We start from the raw sequence: 19,352 nt of genomic DNA, 5'->3' as shown, positions 1-19,352 counted from the left end.
TAAGACGTTAAAGAATGTCTATACCATATGCTTATTTTATATGCTTAAATTTAATTGTTTCGCCATTAGTAACACTTATGTATTACTTTTTAAACATGGCTCTCACGTATTTAGCTTTTCCTTTATAAGGTGGGAAAAGGACACCAGTTTCTAGTTTAGTTGTTTTAAACATGATGCTCTTTTCATTGCTAAAGAGTTCAAATGAAGCTTTGCCATGATATTTACCAATACCTGAATGACCGACGCCACCAAATGGTAAGTTATGATTACCTAAATGTAAAAGTGTGTCATTGATACAACCGCCACCGAATGATATTCTTCTGACGACTTCATCAGTATGATTTTCGTCTTCACTAAATAAATATAATGATAGTGGTTTTGGCTTATTCTTGATAAATTGAATGGCGTCGCCGAATGCTTCATACGTCATAATAGGTAATATTGGACCAAAGATTTCATCTTCCATTAGAATATCATCAAATTTAACATTATCGACAATAGTCGGTTCTATATAGCGATTCTCTCTGTCCGAGCTACCACCGTAAACGATGTCACCATTAGTTTGATTAAGTAAATTCACTAATCGATCTGTATGACGTTCATTTACGATTCGGCCATAATCTTCACTATTTTGTGCTGATGAGGTATAAAACTCTCGAATAGTTGTTTGAATCGCTTTAATGAATTGTTGTTTAATCGATGCGTCGATGATGACATAATCTGGTGCTACACATGTTTGACCGGCATTAATGAATTTACCAAATGCGATTCTTTCTGCTGCTACTTTAATATTTGCAGTCTTATCTACAATTGCAGGACTCTTTCCACCTAATTCAAGTGCTACTGGAATCAGTTGTTTACTAGCTTGTTCATAAACAATTTGTCCAACTTTTGTAGAACCCGTAAAGAATATAAAGTCGAATGGATAAGTTAACAGTTCTTCAGTTACAGTTTGATCACCAGTTATACAAGATACATATGAAGGGTTAAATGCTTCTTGTATAATTTTTTCTATAATAACACTAACATTTGGTGTAAGTTCTGAAGGCTTGATAACTGCACAATTTCCAGCAGCAATGGCGCCGATTAAAGGTTCGATAACTAGTTGAAACGGATAATTGAACGGACCGATGATTAAGACTGTGCCATATGGTTCGTTAATTGTGTAACTTTTACCTGGGAATAAAAATACAGGTGTGTTCACGTTTCTTTTACTTGCTAAACTCTTGACTTCTTTTAGCATGAAAGAGATACTTTTGTAAATGTAACCTATTTCAGTAGCATAAGATTCAACAGAATTTTTACCTAAATCTTGTTGCAATGCTGAAATTAAGGCACTTTCATTTGATTTAATGGATTTTCTTAGTGCTCTTAACTGTTTTTTTCTGAATTTAATATCTTTTGTTACATCACTATCAAAAAGTGATTGTAAGTTTTCGAATTGAGTCGCGATAGTCAATATGGATGTCTCCTTTATACTTCTATTGTTTATATTTTAACAATAGTTATAATTAAAAGCGAAGTGTTTATTTATGAAATTTTTATTTTTTAAAAAATAACGAAAAGGTGAAATAATATGAGATTTGGATTTATAGGTACCAATTGGATAAGTGATAAATTTATAGAGAATGGTTTAGAAGTTGAAGCGTTTGAACCATATGCTGTCTATTCACGTACTGAAGAAAGAGCAGACTATTATAAGGAGAAACATCAACTTACTGAAACATTCACAGATTTAGAGTTATTTTGTCAATCACCTAATTTTGAAGCGGTATACATAGCATCACCAAATGCGTTTCATTTTGAACAAGCAGAAACAGCGATTAAAAATAAAAAACATGTCTTAATCGAAAAGCCAGCGACAATTGTTCAAGAGCAATTTGAAGCATTATCTAAACTTGCTTATGAATATAATGTTACTGTTATGGAAGCTATGAAATCAACATTATTACCACCATTTGTAGAATTTACAAATGATCAAATTGATATTGGTGAAATTAGATATGCTGATTTTCATTATCACCAATATTCTTCAAGATATGATAACTATAAAAAAGGCATCATAGAAAATGCTTTTAAACCTGAGTTAGGGAACGGCGCTTTAATGGACTTAGGTGTTTATGCAGTAGCACCAATGATACATTTGTTTGGTATGCCACAAAGTATTAAAGCAAATGGCTTTAAATTAGATACTGGAGCAGATGGACAAGGTAATGCGATATTGGATTATCCTACTTTCCAAGCAACAATTAGTTATTCAAAAATATGTGACCGCCCCAGCCCTTCAGAAATAGTAGGGGAAAATGGTTATGTATTAATTGATAAGATAAGTGCACCGTCAAATATTAAAGTATTTAATAGAGAAGGTGTATTACAGAAAGAATATAATAATGATTCACCGTTAACAATGAAAGATGAAATAATTGAATTTATTAAGTGTGTACAGAATCATAAGGTAGAGTCATCTATTAATACACATCAAAGATCATTAGAAACGATTAAAGTATTAGATGAAATTAGACAGCAAATTGGAGTTCAATTTAATGTCTAAAAAGTACTTCATCATTACATCTGTGATTATTATCGTTTTATTGTTAGTCGTGGCATTTGTGCCATTTAAACAAAACCCATCATCGACATCAAGAGTGGTCGTTGATCACTTTAATCATAAGTATGCATTTCCGAGTTGTTATGACTACGAAAAAGCATCAAATTATATCGATGAAGTAACATATAAAGATGCTCAAGATTTAAAATATCCACCTATGAATACGTGCACAGAAGAAAAGGCAAAGCCTCAATATAAATCATTGCTTAAACGGTTATTAGAAAGTACAGAAATATAAAAAATCCTGACGAAATGATATCATTTCGTCAGGATTTTTTGATTATTTCTTTAATACATCGTGTGTGCTTTCATCTTTAGTCATAACATCTTTAACGTACGGACAAACTGGATCAATTACTTTCTCTTCAGATCTTGCTTTTTCAATAACAACATCAACCAATTTTCTAGCAATACCTTGTCCTCGTAGTGAAGGATCTACAAATGTATGATCGACTACAAGTGTCTTGCCGTCTAAGTCTTGATACGTGATTTCTGCTTCAAAATCATTCTCAGAATTGCCTACATAAAATTTGTTTGTACCTTGTTTGATTTCCATTTAAAGCACACTCCTTATAAATTATTTACCTAATAATTCATCAATAGGTGGAACGACTTGTTTCTTACGAGAAACAACGCCAGGTAATACAGCGACATTTCCTTTTAATTCAGTGTTGAATGCTTTTGTTACGACTTGTTGTTCTTTACCTAAAGCAATAGCAGTTGAGTCACTGTTTAAGATATCTGTAATAACAAATACAAATAAGTCATATTGTTCTTTAGCAATAATTGCGTTGATTTCATTTTCAACGTCTTCTTGAATTTCAAGAACTTCGTTTACATCAACAGTATTAACTTGTGCAATACGTACGACTTTATCACCCATGTTGAATGATTTAGCATCCATATTTAAAAGGAATTCAGGTGATTTACCTTTTACTGAAGCACCAGCTTTTAACATTTCTAAACCATATTCATTTAAATCAACATTGGCAATTTTAGCTAATGCTTCACAAGCTTGTTTATCTTGTTCTGTGCATGTTGGTGATTTAAATAGTAATGTATCAGAAATAATAGCTGAAATCATAAGACCAGCAATTTCAGGTTTAATTTCAATACCATTTTCTTCGTACATTTTTTTAAGGATTGTAGTCGTACAACCAACTGGTTCAGCTCTGTAATATAATGGAGCTGCTGTTTCAAAATTGCTGATACGGTGATGATCGACAACCATTGTAATTGTAGCATCTGTAATGTCATCTGCACTTTGTTGGAATTCATTGTGATCGACTAAAATAACGTCTTTATCTTTTAAAGGTGTTTCTAATAATGCAGGTGCTTGAACTTTGAAATAATCCAATGCAAATTGTGTTTCGTCTGAAACATCTCCAAGTCTTGCAGCTTGAACGTCATTTCCAAGTTCTTTTTGTAAATCTTCCATTACTAATGCTGAAGCAATTGTATCTGTGTCAGGATTCTTATGTCCAAATATAAATGTGTTTACCAATGTAATTTCTCCTTTTGCTTTGAATATTCTGTCACTTTATTTTAACATGAACACCTTGTCTATTCTACAACTGCGCCTATACTATTTTCAAAATGTGTAAGTGCCCATTCATGTCCAGCTTGGTTAAAAGAAGCGACACAATTCTTTGGAATAATAATTTGATAATTTAAATTGTAAGCATCGACAGCAGTATGTAACACACAAATATCTGTACAAACGCCAACAATTTCAACAGTATCAATATGTCGTTCTCTTAATAAACTATCAAGATTTGTACCGAAAAATGCACTATATCTTGTCTTATCTATCCAAAATACATGATTAGAATGTTTGATTGAATCGTATTGAGGCTTTAATGAGTTATATAAATTTCGACCTTCTGTACCTACAATATTATGAGGTGGAAATAATTTTGTTTCAGGATGATATGGATCATTCTCATGGTGATAGTCCATTAAATAAAAAATTAAATCTTCATTCGAATTGTATGTTTCAATTTTGTGGTGAATATTTTGTTCAATTTCTTGACCTGGTTCTCCGCATGTTAACTTACCATCTGTCGCAACGAAATCATTTGAATAATCAACGATAATGAGTGCTTTCTTCAATTATATTCCCCCTAATTGTTTATAAAATGTTTTCAGTGTAATATAAATATACATGCAAGTATACGCTATATTAAGGTGGTTATGAAGTATGAAGCATATTGTTAATGTGAATCGTTATGGTGCTAAAGGTGGTTGTGGAATAACGGATACAGTTGGTATTCAATTAGCTTTGTTACAAGCTAAGAAAGGACCAGTAACTGTTTATATACCTAAAGGTGTTTATCATATTATTTATGAATTAGTGATATATGAAAATACAACGCTTATTTTACATGATGAAGCAGTGTTAATCAGAAAATCACCTACAGCTATGCTGAAAAACGGACATAGATTGAAAAAATACTATGGCTATGAAGGTCATGGTAATATCAATATTATCGGTGGGACATTTGATGCATATGGACATACAAATAATACAAATAACACGATCATGTCTATTGGTCATGCACGAAATATTCAAATACATAATGTGACATTTAAGAATGTTGTTGGTGGGCATGCGATTGATGCATGTGGCTTAGATGGTTTTTATGTAAATGAATGTAAGTTCCTAGGATTCCGTGACGATAGTGGAACGAGGTTATTTAGTGAAGCTGTTCAAATAGATATTCAAACTGAAGGGGCATTTCCTAAATTTGGGGCGACAGATGGTACGATAACTAAAAATGCACTGATCGAAAACTGTTATTTCGGAAATTCAGGTGATCCGAACATGTTACCTTGGAATAGAGCAGTCGGATCTCATGCAAGTATGTATGATGTGTTTTATGAGAATATAAATATTCAACATAATACTTTTGAAGGGTTAGGGGATTTCGCAGTTACTTTATTAAAAGCGAAAGATTCAACTGTTACAAACAATCAATTTATAAATTGTGAGGGTGGCATACGCTATTTAGCAGTACCAACAGGTAAATATTCTGTAGATATCCATAAATTAAATAGAGGCGGACAAGCAGGGTCAACTATTTTGATAGGTGATAATACATTTAAAGATATTAAAAGTAAACCAAGTATTTTAATTAAAAGTTATGAAGACGTTATGAATAAAGATATTTATATTTATAATAATCATTTTGAAGGAGCATCTTCAAATAATATTAAATTCATTAAGACGACAGATATTTATTTATGCAATAACCGTAATTTAAGCAATATCAAACAAGATCAAGTTGAGAACCTTATTCATATTTAATTAAAATGGAGGACATGATGAATAGCATAGACCGTTATATAGAACAAATTGATGCAAAGAAAAAAGAAGCATATATTCATTTGCTAGATACAATCAAAACACATTTACCACCTGGCTATGAACTAGTCATGCAATACGGTATGCCGACATTTGTAGTACCTTTAGATAAATATCCAAAAGGTTATTTAAATAGAGCAGACGAACCACTTCCGTTCATTAGTCTTGCTGCTCAAAAAAATCATATTGCCTTATATCATATGGGCTTATATGGGATGAAAGAATTGAAAGAATGGTTTGAGAATAGATACAAAGAACAAGTACCAACTAAATTAAATATGGGGAAAAGTTGTATTAGATTCACAAACAATAAAAACATACCCTTTACTTTAATAGGTGAATTGAGTGAAAAAGTCACTGTAGATGAATGGATACAAAAATATGAATCAGGACATAGAAATCAAAAATAATAGTTTTAGTGATGATTACTTGAATTATACGAGAATGCTTTATTTTATGCATAAAATTGGAGATTTGTATCGATTTTGTAAAGTGCTGACGCCTGAGGGAATAGTATGAGCGAGAGACTACAGGCTCGAGCCATACCCTAGGTAAGCATGCACGAACAAAATCGTAGATTATAAAAAAACACCCTATTTACTGAATAAATCAGTAAATAAGGTGTTTTTTAATTTGAGTTAGGAATTATATCCCAAACTATTTATTTATGTAATTCGCTTATCAAAATTACCTAGCACTTTTACATTAAAGTCTAATGTTTTTAGGATTGTAATTACTTTTTTCATTTCTATATCTTCAGCGCTACAATCTGCTTGAACAAAGAAATGATACATACCGAGTTGCGTTTTGAGTGGTCGTGACTCAATCCATGATAGGTTGATATTAAACAAAGCAAATGTATTTAATATACTTGCTAATAAGCCTGGTTTATCTTGGTCAGGAGTAATTAATAAAATGCTATCTGTTGCTTTTTCAACATGTTTTTCTTCAGCTGATAAAATTAAAAATCTGGTTGTATTATGTGGGTAGTCTTCGATGTGTTCATGTAATGCTTCAACATCGTCATTAGATTTTTCTAAACCAATTGGTGCAATTGCGCCAGTATGTGCATCTATTTCATCTAAACTTTGAACAGTACTGTCAGAATATCTGTATGCAAAGTTATGATTTTTAATAAATTTAGATGTTTGATTGATCGCAGGGGCAATAGAAACAACTTCTTTAATATCTTCTAATTTCGCGCCTTTTTGAACATAAAGAGAAAATGATATATCTAGATGTAATTCGTCTATAACGTGGATTTTCTGTTCTGTTAATGAATCGGCAATGATGTTGATTGTACCTTCGATAGAATTTTCAATTGGGGCAATTGCGATGTTTTGTGGGTCAGCTTCAATTGCTTTAACCACTTCGTATAAATTTGACTTAGGAATATATTCATTGATTTCATCTGGCTTATATTTAAGTGCTGCCATATGTGAAAATGTACCTAGTGGTCCTAAATAATATAACTTCATAAATGACTTCCTTTCTAATGCATTGGACAACCTTGTTGATTCTGTCTGTATAAAAAGTTTGGACTTCTCATCTCATTATCATAGCCTTTATGATAATTATGTACAAGTGAAGGTGAAAGAGGCGGTGCAAGCCAACTCCATTTTCCGGTCACTTTTCTATTAGCTTTACATTCATTTTCTTCAAATTTCTTAAATTGTTTAGAAGCATTATAATGATCAACAATTGCAACACCCGCTTCTTTATACGAATGATAAATAGCATAATTAAACTCTACTAAAGCTCTATCTCTCCAGTAACTTGATGTTGTCGTCGTGTCAAAATCAAATGCTTCTGCAATATCTTTTAATTTATTATAACGATATTCGTCTGTAAAATTTCTAACGCCTATTTCAGTTTCCATGTACCACCCGTTGAATGGGGCAGTATGATAATATATACCACCAATTTCTAAATCCATATTTGAAATGATGGGTACTGCATACCATTTCAGTTGTAGTGATGCTAACTTAGGATACTGTTTATGAGTGATGTCAATTTCTTTAATGAGTTCTTGTGGATATTGATGGATTTTAGGGCGTTGTTGATTAATTCGATACATTAATGGTAGTACATCAAAATCAGTTTGAGGACTTTGCCAATTTAAATGGCGTGCTAATTTCGTCATTTCAATAGATTTAGGGTCGCCCTTATCTCCGTATCCTGCATATCTAATCAATTGTTCATTCATAATTTCTATTTGGTTGTTATATATGCTGATCATGGGTTTGATTTTTCCATCATTTGTAGCATCTTTAATGTGACTTTCAATTGAAGTAATAAATGCTTGTTCATCTTGAATATGTCTTAAATCTCTAACCGTCAATTTATCCCAAAAAAGTCTACCAATACATCTATTTGAATTTCTCCAAGCTACTTTCGAACCATATTCTAATTCCTCGGTAGTGTGAGTATAAGTACCACTTTGTGAAATTTCATGTTCTATTTCTTGTATTCTTTTATTCATTTGTAATTCTGATATTTCTAATTCTTTATACATTTCATTAATAAAAGCAGTCGCTTTATCTCGTAACATAAATACACCTCTATGTACTAGTATAAGCGACTGCTAATTTTTGACAATATATGAATTATGACAATTTACCAATTATTAATGTCTTGTCGTTCACCTTTAAAATTACCTGACTTTTTATGACGTTCTTTCAATACTGATATGACATCTTCAAATTTAACACCTCTATCATGTAGTAATACGAATAAATGATAAAGTACATCAGCGACTTCATTTGTGAGTTCTAATTTATCATCTTTCATCGCTGCAATAACGACTTCAAATGATTCTTCTCCATATTTTTTAGAAATTTTATCTATACCTTTATTAAGTAAATAATTTGTATATGATTTAGGATTATTAGAATCAACACTTTCTTGAATAGTCGTTTCTAATGATTCAAGCGTGTATGGTTCATCAGTATTAAAACAACTAACAGATCCAGTATGACAAGTAGGGCCATCAGGATTGACTTGTAATAAAATCGTATCTTGGTCACAATCTAATTGTATATCGATAACATGCTGGATATGATTGGACGATTCGCCTTTTTTCCATAGACGCTCTTTACTTCTTGAATAAAACCAACAGACTTTATCTTGAATGGTTAAGTTATAAGCTTCTTCATTCATATAACCTAACATTAATACTTGTCCAGTTTGGTAATGTTGTAAAATTGCTGGTACAAGACCTTTAGAAAAATCAGGTGCTAATTCACTCATCGTACATTCACTCCTTCATTAGATAAATGTGTTTTGACTGCTTGTATCGTTGTTTCTTTATCGTGAAAAATACTTGCAGCGAGACCTGCAGATACATCCGTTTGTTTAAATAAATCAACAAAATGCTGACTATTACCGCCACCACCTGATGCAATAACAGGTAAAGAAACCCGTTGATTAATTTCAGTTAATAAACGATGATCAAATCCTTGTTTAACGCCATCGTAATCCATACTAGTAATTAATAATTCACCAGCGCCGAGATTTTCAACTTCTTGAACCCAATCTAACACACGTTTATCTGTACGCTGTTTACCACCATGAGTATAGCAATACCAATCTTGATGTTCTTCTTCCCATTTAGCATCAACTGCGATACAGATACATTGTTTTCCGAACTTATCACTCGCTTCACGAATAAATGTTGGATTACGCAAAGCACTTGAGTTTAATGAAATTTTATCAGCACCATGATTAAGTAATACCGAAATATCTTCAAGTGTACTAATACCACCACCAATAGTAAGTGGTATGAATAATTTTGAAGCTGTTTCTGATATGATATCTAACATCATTTGATGTCCATTTTCTGTCTTAGAAATATCTAAGAACACAAGCTCATCTGCCGCTTCTTGATTATAATATTCAGCTAATTCAACTGGATGTCCAATATCTCTCAAACCTTTAAATTTTATGCCTTTAACGACACGTCCATCTTTAACATCTAAGCATGGGATGATTCTTTTTTTGATCATTCAATACCCTCCCAAAATGCATCCGTATTTGCTGCTTTTCCAACAATTGCAGCGTGCACATTTAATGCATCCAGTTGATCTATGTCATCTTTATTTCTTATACCACCAGATGCAATGACAGGAATAGATGTAGATTGTACTAATTTACCTGTTAATTCAAAGTTTGGTCCAGACATTTTTCCGTCTTTTGAAATATCTGTATAGATAATTCCGCCGAGAGGGAATGTGTTGATTTTTTCAATAAAATCAAATAGGTCTATACCGGCATCATCGAGCCAACCGTTTAGTTTGATTTTTTCAACATACGCATCGACAGATAAATATATTTTGTTAGGGAACTTATTAGTCACTTCTTTTAACCAGTCTAAGTCTTGTATGCCTTTAGTGCCGACGATAATGTACTCAACGCCTTTATTTAAATATGATTCAATTGTTTCAACACTTCGAATACCGCCACCAACTTCAATTGGTAAATGAGTTAAACTGACGAGTTGTTCTATGTAATCTGCTTCTGTTGGTTGTTGATTTTTAGCGCCGATTAAATCGATGACATGAATTCTAGAAACTCGTTTAAATTTTGAATAGAAAGCAATTGCTTCTTCTGCAGTTCTAGGCATAGATTCTTTAGAATCATATTTACCTTCAGTTAATCTCACGCTTGTGGAATCTATTAAATCTATTGCTGGCCAAATTTCAATCATTTAAAAAACCTTCTTTCAATGCTTGGTCTAGTATTTTGAGTCCATAATCACCACTTTTTTCTGGGTGGAATTGTATACCGATAATATTTTCTTGTTGCACGATAGCAGTAATTGGTTGTCCATAATCTGCTGTAGCAACTATAGGTAAATCAGTAGAGACATGATAAGAATGTATAAAGTAAACATCACCATCAAGAAGTGGATGTTCACTTTGTAAATTGTTCCATCCTAAATGAGGAACAGGGTAGGGACTCTCTATAGGTATAACGTTCCCTTGCAATAAATTTAATCCTTTTGTTGAACCTTCCGCACTGTATTCAAATAACACTTGCATACCTAAACAAATGCCAATGATTTTATGCGTATCTTTAATATCTTTAATCACTTTGTCTAGACCACTTGATGTTAATTGTGTCATAGCATCTTTGAAGTGCCCGACACCAGGAAGAATGACATGTGTACTATTTTTTATAGTTTCTTCATCTGAAGTTAATATGGCATCATATCCTAAATGTAAGAGGGCACGTTCAATATTTTTAATATTACCAAGTCCATAATCAATGATTGCAATCATTATTCAATCACACCCTTAGAAGAAGGGATACCTGCATAATCATCTTGTGTTAATGCGATTTTTAAACTTCTGGCAAATGCTTTAAAGATCGCTTCGATTTCATGGTGTGTATTGCCACCTCTAATTAAATCGATATGTGTTGTTAATCTTGCATTAATCACAAGTGCTCTAAAGAATTCCTCAACAAGTTCTGTATCAAATGTGCCAACTTTTTCACGAGAAAATGTCGCATTAAATGATAAATATGGTCTGCCACTAATATCTGTTACAACTCGTGCTAAAGTTTCGTCCATTGGTATATAGAATGAACCATATCTTGTAAATGATTTTTTATCTTTAACGACTTCAAGCAGTAATTGACCTATTACAATGCCAATATCTTCAACAGTATGATGGTCATCTACATGTGTATCTCCATCAACTTCTATATTTAAGGCAATACCACTATGAAAACTAAACAACGTCAACATATGGTCTAAAAAACCAACACCTGTATTAATGTGTGAATCTTCTCCATCTAATCGTAGTTGAATTTTGATATCTGTTTCTTTAGTTGATCTTTCTTTTTGATAAGTCATATTCTTGTCTCCATTCTTTAACGATTTTTTCAAGTTCATTTAATTCAGATTCTGTAGCAATAGAGTATCTAACAGTTTGTTGCATGTTTGGTTCATCATAAAATCTTGGTAAATAGCCATGGTCATAAATATACTGACCTAATGATTCTGCTAAATCTCCATAAGTAAATACGAAATTTGTTTTTGAAGGTATGACATGGATAACATCGCTCACATGTTGTTCAAAAATATTTCTTAATTGAATACTCAATTGTCTTTGTTGTGTTAATAATGAATGTACAAGTTCTTTGTTACTGAAAATTTCAGTCGCAATATTTAAAGTTAATGTGTTTAAAGGATACGGATGTGCGATACGATTTAAAGTTTGAATGGTCTTCTCAGTTGAAATGACGATGCCGACTCTTAAACCAGCTATTGCAAATGCCTTACTTAACGTACGCATTTGAATGATATGGTCTTGCAATTCAATATCATATGCATCTCCAAAATCTAAATAAGCTTCATCAATAATAAAATAACCACCAATTGCCTTCATTTCATTCGCAATTTCTTCTAAAAATGATTTAGGATATTGAATGCCTGATGGATTATGAGGCACACTCATAATGAAAAATGCTGGCTTTAATTCTTGGATTGATTGCTTAATTTTATCTAATGAGAATGTATAGTCATCTTCTGCATCAACATAATGAATAGGGCGATTAATCTGATGTGCATATGCTGTATACATGAAGAAATCTGGATTAAGTGTTAAGACTGGTCCATCAGGTAACGCAATCATGCATTTTTGAATCCACTCATCTGAACCATTCGCTGCAGAAACTTGGTTAGGTGATAATTGATAGTAGTCTGCATAAGACTTGATAAAGGCATCATATTCCTCATCAGGATAAAAATTAAAATTTGAATTGGCGATAATATTTTTTAAAGTTGCATCATCTAATGCAGGAATAGGGCTTTCATTCTTGTTTATTCTAATCATGTTTCACGACTCCTCGTTGTTTGTTAATCTCACTTCTAAAGATTGTTTATGTTGATATAAACCTTCTTGTTCAGCTAAAGCTATAGCACTAGGTGCAATACTTTGATAAGTGTGTTCATCTAAATGAATGACAGAATGACTCGTTAAGAAATCATTGACTGTTAAGCCATTCGAGAATCTTGCTGTTTTATCAGTCGGTAATACATGACTTGGTCCAGCAGCATAGTCACCAATTGCTTCTGGTGAATATTGACCTAAGAACATTGCTCCGACGTATTTAATTTTACCAATATATTTGCTTGGATCAGTCGTTTGAATGGATAAATGTTCTGGCGCAATATAATTAATGACTTCTATCGTTTCATGAATATCACGCGTTAAAATTGGATAATGATAATTTTTGATACTTTGTTCGATAATCTGTTTTCTTGGTGCTTGATCTATAGCTTGTTGTAGTTTCTGTTGAACTTTTGTTAAGAATGAAGAATCTGTTGAAACTAGAAATGTTCTAGCCTGTTCATCATGTTCTGCTTGCGCTAATATATCTTGAATGATGTAATCTACATTTGAATTTTCATCAGCAATAAGTGCAATTTCACTTGGTCCAGCTATTTGATCAATACCAACTACACCGTATAATAACTGTTTACTTAATGAAACAAATTGGTTACCAGGTCCAACAATTTTATCTACTTTCGGAATTGTCTCAGTACCGAACGCTAATGCAGCGATACTTTGAGCACCACCAACTTGGAATACACGATCAACACCCGTAATATGGCATGCAGCAAGTATTGCTGGGTCGATACCATCTTTTTGAGGTGGGGTAACAACAATAATTTCTTGAACATTTGCTACTTTAGCAAGGGTAGCTGTCATCAGAACTGTTGATGGGTAACTTGCTTTTCCACCTGGTACATAGATACCGACTTTTTCAATAGGGTGATAAAGTTGGTAAGTTTGACCTGTAGTTACATTTTCATGTTTAATTTTTTGTTGGAAATTTTTAATTTGTTCAAAGCTTGTTTCAAGTGCTGATCTTAAAGTGTCTGAAATAAGATTGATGCTGTTTTTTATATCATATTGTGGGACTTCAAGTTGCTCTAAATCAACATTGTCAAATTTTTTATTATAACGAAATAAAGCTTGGTCTTGCTGTTCTTTAACATCTTGGATAATTTTTTTAACATCTTCAGTATTACTTTCGTCTGTTAATCTATCTTGTTCAAATTTATTTATGAATTCCGTTTTAGATAGCATTCATCGACACCCCGATTTCTTCTATAAATGATTCAATCATATTTGATTTACTAAAAAATGCATGTTTATTTGTAATCAATTTAGCATTGATGTCACCAATGGATTCTTTTTCAACAAGTCCATTAGATTTTAATGTCGTACCTGTTTGGACGATATCAACGATAGCATCAACCATATTCACTACTGCTGCTAATTCTACAGATCCTGATAATGGAATAATTGAGACATCTTGACCTTTATTTTTAAAGTATGCTTTCGTCGTTTTAACATAAGTCGTCGCAATTTTTTTGTATTCTGTTACTTCAGGTTTACTTGCAACAGCAAAGTGACAATAACCAAAAGGTAAATCAACTAAGTTGTTTACATTGAGTTTATCTTTTTCATCAAGAATATCACTGCCTGTAATACCAATATCTGCAATGCCTTCTTCAACATATGTTGAGACATCATTTCCTTTAACAAGAATAAATCTAACGTTCGCAACTTCAATTTGAAGTTTACGTTCTCTATTATTTAAGGCGTCTGCCCATTTTGGGTTGCCATTTTCATCAATAAATTTTATGAAATCTTTTAATAAACGTCCTTTACTTAATGCAACTGTTAACATAATGACCTCCTATGATAGTTGAATACCAAATCCAAAACCTTCTAACGTACCGTTATAATGTCCGCCTGAAGCGATTGGATTTCGATTGTTATTTTCATAAAGCTGAATGAAGCTCCCAACATAATATGATTTTGGGGGCATTGTTGTTATATCTAAATGTATATGGTTAATACCTGATGCTTCTAATGTCGCTTTCCAATATTGTAAAGATTTATATGTTGGATGGTCAGTATCAGCAAAAGTTGTTAAAAAGTCTAATTGTTGATGAGTAGGTGTTTTAAGTAATTGTACGAGTGAATGATTTTGTGAAAGTAGTTTAGAAATTTTTGAAATATTTCTTTCACTAATAGCCGTAAATAATTCTTCGTTTTGTTCTTCTTTAGAAAGTAAAAGATCAAATAATTGATAATGTCCAATAACAGCAAAATCAACATTTAAATCAAGTTCATTTTGGATAAAGTCATGTATATATTCATAACATTGCAACATGTCATTCCTTTTAGGATTAAAGATTTCAACACCTAAATTTGTATATATATGTTCATTAATTGCGATAGGGCCAGCATATGTTACGGAACGTGCATCAAGGTTATATTCACGACTATAATGTTGGATTTGATCCGTCCAATCATTTCTTAAACTATAAAATGCATCGCCATTTTTCCAAATGCTTCTAGTATCTAAACTATTCAAATCATCTTGTGTTAATTGTTTCCAATGAAGCTTTTCTATAAAACTCATATCAATCACTTCGAAATTTCGTGCACTAAAATATTTTAGAAATCTAAGTTCTTTTTCTTTCTTTTGAATAACGTCATCTCTGTATTTTACATAATCCATATTATAAACCTCGCTTTTACTCTCTACCAAGTTAAAGTATTTATTTAATTATAAATGATACTATAACATGCATAACGAAACATATCAATTGAAAGTTCTGAATATTTAAAATATCAAAAAAATATATAAAAAATAAACCCATAGACATTTGAATTGATCAAAGTCTATGGGTTTAAATTATATTATAGCGATGAGATTTTAATTTTTATGAATAGCTTAAATTATGCTTCAACTTTTGTAGGTGTTCTATGAATAAGTAATAGAATAAATACGATAAATACAAACGCAGCAATCATCGTAAAGAATATTGTGCCGTTTGATAATTGTATAATCGTTCCACCAAGCATTGGACCAATGATACTACCAACACTAAATGACATGGCTATCATTAAATTACCGGCTGGTAGATTATGCTTTGGTGTTAAATCTGTCATAAAGCTTACACCTAAGCCATAAAAAGATCCTGTAAATAATCCTGCGATTAAGAATAATCCCATCATAATAAATGTACTCGTTGGTAAAAAGTCTCCTAACATAAACACGATGCTGCCGATTAATGTTAATCCAGTTAATACTTTCTTTCTACCATGAATATCACTAAACATACCTAATGGAACTTGGAAAAGAATAGCACCAAGACTAAATGCAGGTAAGATTAATGTAATACTTGTGACATCAAGTCCATTTCTTAAACCATAAACAGGGAAGTTACTATGTAATCCTGCTTCAAATAATCCATATAATAATGGAAACATAAACGCTATCCATGATGTTTTTATAACATCTCCAAAGTTTTTTAACGTATTTAATATACTGACTGGTCTAACATTAGATGAAGGGAATTCATTGTGTATTAAAAGGACTAATGAAATTGTTATTAATGAAAGTATTGCTGAAAGGATAAATGGTAAAGCTTCCGAAACGTCTACAAGTTTAGCTAATAGGGGTCCTAACATAAAACCTGCTGAGAAACTGAAACCATAAACAGAAATCGTTCTTCCTAATTTTTCTTTAGGTGTAATATGTGTTAACCAAGTTTGCGTGCTAAAGTGTAACATATTATCACCAATTCCAATTAATAGTCTTAAAATAAACCAAATAGATAATGTCTTTAAAGTTGGAAATAACAATAAAGATAAAGCAACTATGGCTCCACCAACTAATATCATATATTTAAACCCAGACTTTCTAACAAGCCCTTCGATAAAGAATGATGACAAGAATACACCTATATATAATGAAGTTGCATGTAAACCATTCAATGAACTTGAAATACCATTACGTTCAAAGATGACCGATATAAGTGGTAAGAGCATTCCTTGTGAAAAACCAGAGACAGCTACAATAATTGAAAGTATAATAAATAATTTTTTGAATGAAGAATTTTTCATTTGTATGCCTCCTTGTAAATTTTACATCTTTAGTATTTTATCACAGAGGTAAATGACTTGATATATTTAAGTTACTTTTTAATTTTTAATTTAAAAAGTATGATAAAATAATATAAAATTAGATAACCTGAGGAGTATTGAATAATGTATAAATATGAAGACGATAGTTTGATGTTACACACGGATTTATATCAAATCAATATGGGTGAAACTTATTGGAATGATGGTATTCATGAGCGTACTGCTATTTTTGATTTGTATTTTAGAAGCATGCCATTTAATAGCGGCTATGCTATTTTTAGTGGATTAGAAAGAATTGTGCAATTTATTGAGCATTTTAAATTTACAGAGTCAGATATTGAATATTTAAGAGAAGTTGGATATCAAGATGATTATTTAGATTATTTAAAGTCATTGCGATTTACAGGGAATATTAGAGCAATGAAAGAAGGGGAACTTTGTTTCAATAATGAACCACTCATTAGAGTAGAAGCGCCACTTATACAAGCACAGCTCATTGAAACAGCACTTTTAAATATCGTGAATTTCCAAACGTTAATTGCGACTAAAGCAAGTAGAATTAAACAAGTTGTTCGTGATGAAATAGTAATGGAATTTGGTACTAGAAGAGCGCAAGAAATGGATGCTGCGATTTGGGGTGCTAGAGCAGCAATGATTGGTGGATTTGATTCTACAAGTAATGTCAGAGCTGGTAAATTATTTGGTATTCCGATTTCAGGAACACATGCGCATTCAATGGTTCAAACATACGATGATGAATATACAGCGTTTAAAAAATATGCTGAAAGACATAAAAATTGCGTGTTTCTAGTAGATACTTTCCATACTTTAAAATCAGGTGTGCCGAATGCGATTAAAGTAGCGAAAGAATTAGGAGATAAAATTAATTTTATCGGTATTCGACTAGACTCAGGAGACATCGCTTATTTATCTAAAGAAGCAAGAAGAATGTTAGATGAAGCTGGCTTTACAGAAGCAAAAATCTTCGCTTCAAATGATTTAGATGAACAAACAATTACAAGTTTAAAAGCACAAGGTGCAAAAGTAACGGCATGGGGTGTCGGTACGAAACTGATTACAGCATATGATCAACCTGCATTAGGTGCTGTATATAAACTTGTAGCAATCGAAGAAGAAAATGGTGAATTATCAGATCGCATCAAAATTTCTAACAATGCTGAAAAAGTTACAACACCAGGTAAGAAAAATGTTTATAGAATTATCAATACTAAAACGAATAAATCTGAAGGCGATTATATTACATTAGAAGATGAAGAGCCGAATAAAGAAGAACGTCTAAAAATGTTCCATCCTGTTCACACTTATAAAATGAAATATATCAAACATTTTAAAGCTGTCGATTTACATCATGACATTTTTAAAGATGGTAAACGTGTGTATACACTTCCAGAAATTAAAGAAATTAGGGAATTTGCTTTTAACAATTTAGATATATTATGGGAAGAAAATAAACGTTATTTAAATCCTGAAGAATATCCAGTAGATTTGAGTAAAGCATGTTGGGATAATAAAAATAAAAAGATATTCGATGTAGCTGAAAGAGTAGCAGAAGCGATAAAGGATGTGGAAGAGTCATGAGAGATTTACAATCAATCATTGTCAAAGAAATGAATGTTAAAAAATCAATCGATCCCAAAAAGGAATATGAAGAAATTAAGCAGTTCTTAAAATCTTACGTTAAAGCACATAGTTTTGTTAAATCTTTAGTGTTAGGTATTTCTGGCGGGCAAGATTCAACATTATTAGGTAAAATCGCGCAATTAACTGTAGATGAATTAAATGCTGAAGAAAATCATCAATATGAATTTATCGCAGTAAGGTTACCTTATGGTGAACAATTTGATGAACAAGATACACAAGATGCATTAGATTTTATCAATCCAAGTAAACGTGTAACAGTCAATATTAAACCGGCAGTGGACGCGAGTATTCAATCTTTAAAAGAAGCGGGCGTTGAATTAACTGATTTTCAAAAAGGTAATGAAAAAGCGAGAGAACGAATGAAAGTTCAATATTCAATTGCTTCAGCTAATAGCGGACTTGTACTTGGTACGGATCATTCTGCTGAAAATATTACAGGTTTCTATACGAAATTTGGAGATGGTGCTTGTGATGTTGCACCGTTATTCGGACTTAATAAACGCCAAGGCAAAGCCATTTTAAAATATTTAGGTGGTCCAGATCATTTAATCAATAAAGTACCAACTGCTGATTTAGAAGAAGATAAACCTGCTTTACCTGATGAAGAAGCGTTAGGCGTAACTTATGATGCAATTGATGACTTCTTAGAAGGTAAAAAAATCAGTGAGAAAGATCAAGAAATTATTCAAAATCACTATGTAAGAAATGCACATAAAAGAGAAATGCCTTATAACCGTTACACATGGCCAAAATAATGCGT

At 32.0% G+C, this 19,352-nt stretch carries 22 protein-coding genes; 6 read left to right on the top strand and 16 right to left on the bottom strand.

Annotated elements, in window-relative coordinates:
• Nucleotides 1–82: 82 nt before the first annotated feature.
• Nucleotides 83–1,462: an aldehyde dehydrogenase gene (locus LQ617_RS12615; protein ID WP_424355183.1), complete on the bottom strand. Its 1,380-nt coding sequence runs from the start codon at nucleotides 1,460–1,462 to the stop codon at nucleotides 83–85.
• Between the two features lie 114 nt (nucleotides 1,463–1,576).
• On the opposite strand from LQ617_RS12615, the gene LQ617_RS12610 reads away from it, so the two are divergent.
• Together LQ617_RS12610 and LQ617_RS12605 are read left to right on the top strand one after the other, a co-directional pair.
• Entirely contained in the window at nucleotides 1,577–2,551 is a 975-nt protein-coding gene (locus LQ617_RS12610) for a Gfo/Idh/MocA family protein (RefSeq protein ID WP_239740497.1), read from the top strand.
• Complete coding sequence (locus LQ617_RS12605; protein WP_126477122.1) at nucleotides 2,544–2,846, top strand: hypothetical protein; 303 nt, start codon at nucleotides 2,544–2,546, stop codon at nucleotides 2,844–2,846. The genes LQ617_RS12610 and LQ617_RS12605 overlap by 8 nt, the downstream gene beginning before the upstream one ends.
• 42 nt (nucleotides 2,847–2,888) lie before the next feature.
• Here LQ617_RS12605 and LQ617_RS12600 read toward each other — a convergent pair whose 3' ends face one another.
• Genes LQ617_RS12600 through LQ617_RS12590 form a run of 3 tightly spaced genes read right to left on the bottom strand, consistent with a single transcriptional unit; the run spans nucleotide 2,889 to nucleotide 4,720 of the window.
• Entirely contained in the window at nucleotides 2,889–3,164 is a 276-nt protein-coding gene (locus LQ617_RS12600) for a GNAT family N-acetyltransferase (protein ID WP_025905106.1), read from the bottom strand.
• A gap of 21 nt (nucleotides 3,165–3,185) precedes the next feature.
• Nucleotides 3,186–4,112 (bottom strand): manganese-dependent inorganic pyrophosphatase, encoded by a 927-nt coding sequence (locus tag LQ617_RS12595; protein ID WP_239740496.1) that lies wholly within the window; start codon nucleotides 4,110–4,112, stop codon nucleotides 3,186–3,188.
• Between the two features lie 59 nt (nucleotides 4,113–4,171).
• Nucleotides 4,172–4,720, bottom strand: coding sequence for a cysteine hydrolase family protein (locus LQ617_RS12590; protein WP_239740495.1), 549 nt, complete (start codon nucleotides 4,718–4,720; stop codon nucleotides 4,172–4,174).
• Nucleotides 4,721–4,808: 88 nt separating this feature from the next.
• Here LQ617_RS12590 and LQ617_RS12585 point away from each other — a divergent pair, with 88 nt between their 5' ends.
• Together LQ617_RS12585 and LQ617_RS12580 are read left to right on the top strand one after the other, a co-directional pair.
• Entirely contained in the window at nucleotides 4,809–5,915 is a 1,107-nt protein-coding gene (locus LQ617_RS12585; RefSeq protein WP_239740494.1) for a glycoside hydrolase family protein, read from the top strand.
• Nucleotides 5,916–5,929: 14 nt separating this feature from the next.
• A complete protein-coding gene (locus LQ617_RS12580) occupies nucleotides 5,930–6,382 on the top strand; it encodes a DUF1801 domain-containing protein (protein WP_345773053.1) in 453 nt (150 codons plus the stop codon).
• Between the two features lie 255 nt (nucleotides 6,383–6,637).
• Here LQ617_RS12580 and LQ617_RS12575 read toward each other — a convergent pair whose 3' ends face one another.
• From LQ617_RS12575 to LQ617_RS12520, 12 genes are all read right to left on the bottom strand, one after another.
• The gene (locus tag LQ617_RS12575; RefSeq protein WP_239740493.1) at nucleotides 6,638–7,450 is read right to left on the bottom strand and encodes a prephenate dehydratase; all 813 of its coding nucleotides are present in this window, start codon (nucleotides 7,448–7,450) and stop codon (nucleotides 6,638–6,640) included.
• A 14-nt stretch (nucleotides 7,451–7,464) separates the two neighbouring features.
• A complete protein-coding gene (locus tag LQ617_RS12570) occupies nucleotides 7,465–8,523 on the bottom strand; it encodes a nitric oxide synthase oxygenase (protein WP_239740492.1) in 1,059 nt (352 codons plus the stop codon).
• 65 nt (nucleotides 8,524–8,588) lie between these two features.
• Nucleotides 8,589–9,221 (bottom strand): bifunctional phosphoribosyl-AMP cyclohydrolase/phosphoribosyl-ATP diphosphatase HisIE, encoded by a 633-nt coding sequence (gene hisIE, locus LQ617_RS12565; protein WP_239740491.1) that lies wholly within the window; start codon nucleotides 9,219–9,221, stop codon nucleotides 8,589–8,591.
• Nucleotides 9,218–9,976, bottom strand: a complete 759-nt coding sequence (gene hisF / locus LQ617_RS12560; protein ID WP_126477116.1) for an imidazole glycerol phosphate synthase subunit HisF — start codon at nucleotides 9,974–9,976, stop codon at nucleotides 9,218–9,220. Before hisF ends, hisIE begins: the two co-directional genes overlap by 4 nt.
• Nucleotides 9,973–10,677, bottom strand: coding sequence for a 1-(5-phosphoribosyl)-5-((5-phosphoribosylamino)methylideneamino)imidazole-4-carboxamide isomerase (gene hisA / locus LQ617_RS12555; RefSeq protein ID WP_037589520.1), 705 nt, complete (start codon nucleotides 10,675–10,677; stop codon nucleotides 9,973–9,975). Before hisA ends, hisF begins: the two co-directional genes overlap by 4 nt.
• Nucleotides 10,670–11,251, bottom strand: coding sequence for an imidazole glycerol phosphate synthase subunit HisH (hisH, locus tag LQ617_RS12550; protein ID WP_126477114.1), 582 nt, complete (start codon nucleotides 11,249–11,251; stop codon nucleotides 10,670–10,672). Before hisH ends, hisA begins: the two co-directional genes overlap by 8 nt.
• Nucleotides 11,251–11,829: an imidazoleglycerol-phosphate dehydratase HisB gene (gene hisB, locus LQ617_RS12545; protein ID WP_037589517.1), complete on the bottom strand. Its 579-nt coding sequence runs from the start codon at nucleotides 11,827–11,829 to the stop codon at nucleotides 11,251–11,253. Before hisB ends, hisH begins: the two co-directional genes overlap by 1 nt.
• A complete protein-coding gene (locus LQ617_RS12540) occupies nucleotides 11,801–12,811 on the bottom strand; it encodes a pyridoxal phosphate-dependent aminotransferase (protein ID WP_239740490.1) in 1,011 nt (336 codons plus the stop codon). Before LQ617_RS12540 ends, hisB begins: the two co-directional genes overlap by 29 nt.
• A 3-nt stretch (nucleotides 12,812–12,814) precedes the next feature.
• Nucleotides 12,815–14,071 (bottom strand): histidinol dehydrogenase, encoded by a 1,257-nt coding sequence (gene hisD, locus LQ617_RS12535; RefSeq protein WP_025905119.1) that lies wholly within the window; start codon nucleotides 14,069–14,071, stop codon nucleotides 12,815–12,817.
• A complete protein-coding gene (gene hisG, locus LQ617_RS12530) occupies nucleotides 14,061–14,678 on the bottom strand; it encodes an ATP phosphoribosyltransferase (RefSeq protein WP_025905120.1) in 618 nt (205 codons plus the stop codon). Before hisG ends, hisD begins: the two co-directional genes overlap by 11 nt.
• A gap of 9 nt (nucleotides 14,679–14,687) precedes the next feature.
• Nucleotides 14,688–15,518 (bottom strand): ATP phosphoribosyltransferase regulatory subunit, encoded by an 831-nt coding sequence (locus LQ617_RS12525; RefSeq protein ID WP_204168131.1) that lies wholly within the window; start codon nucleotides 15,516–15,518, stop codon nucleotides 14,688–14,690.
• 221 nt (nucleotides 15,519–15,739) lie between these two features.
• Entirely contained in the window at nucleotides 15,740–16,909 is a 1,170-nt protein-coding gene (locus tag LQ617_RS12520) for an MFS transporter (RefSeq protein ID WP_206166866.1), read from the bottom strand.
• A 144-nt stretch (nucleotides 16,910–17,053) separates the two neighbouring features.
• Between LQ617_RS12520 and LQ617_RS12515 the strand changes: the two genes are divergently transcribed.
• Complete coding sequence (locus tag LQ617_RS12515) at nucleotides 17,054–18,529, top strand: nicotinate phosphoribosyltransferase (protein ID WP_037589510.1); 1,476 nt, start codon at nucleotides 17,054–17,056, stop codon at nucleotides 18,527–18,529.
• Entirely contained in the window at nucleotides 18,526–19,347 is an 822-nt protein-coding gene (gene nadE / locus LQ617_RS12510; protein WP_037589509.1) for an ammonia-dependent NAD(+) synthetase, read from the top strand. Before LQ617_RS12515 ends, nadE begins: the two co-directional genes overlap by 4 nt.
• The last annotated feature ends 5 nt before the right edge of the window (nucleotides 19,348–19,352 follow it).

It is taken from the genome of Mammaliicoccus sp. P-M59 (assembly GCF_022386135.1).
Classification (GTDB): domain Bacteria; phylum Bacillota; class Bacilli; order Staphylococcales; family Staphylococcaceae; genus Mammaliicoccus; species Mammaliicoccus sciuri_A.
This window is presented reverse-complemented; position numbering and strand designations above follow the sequence as displayed.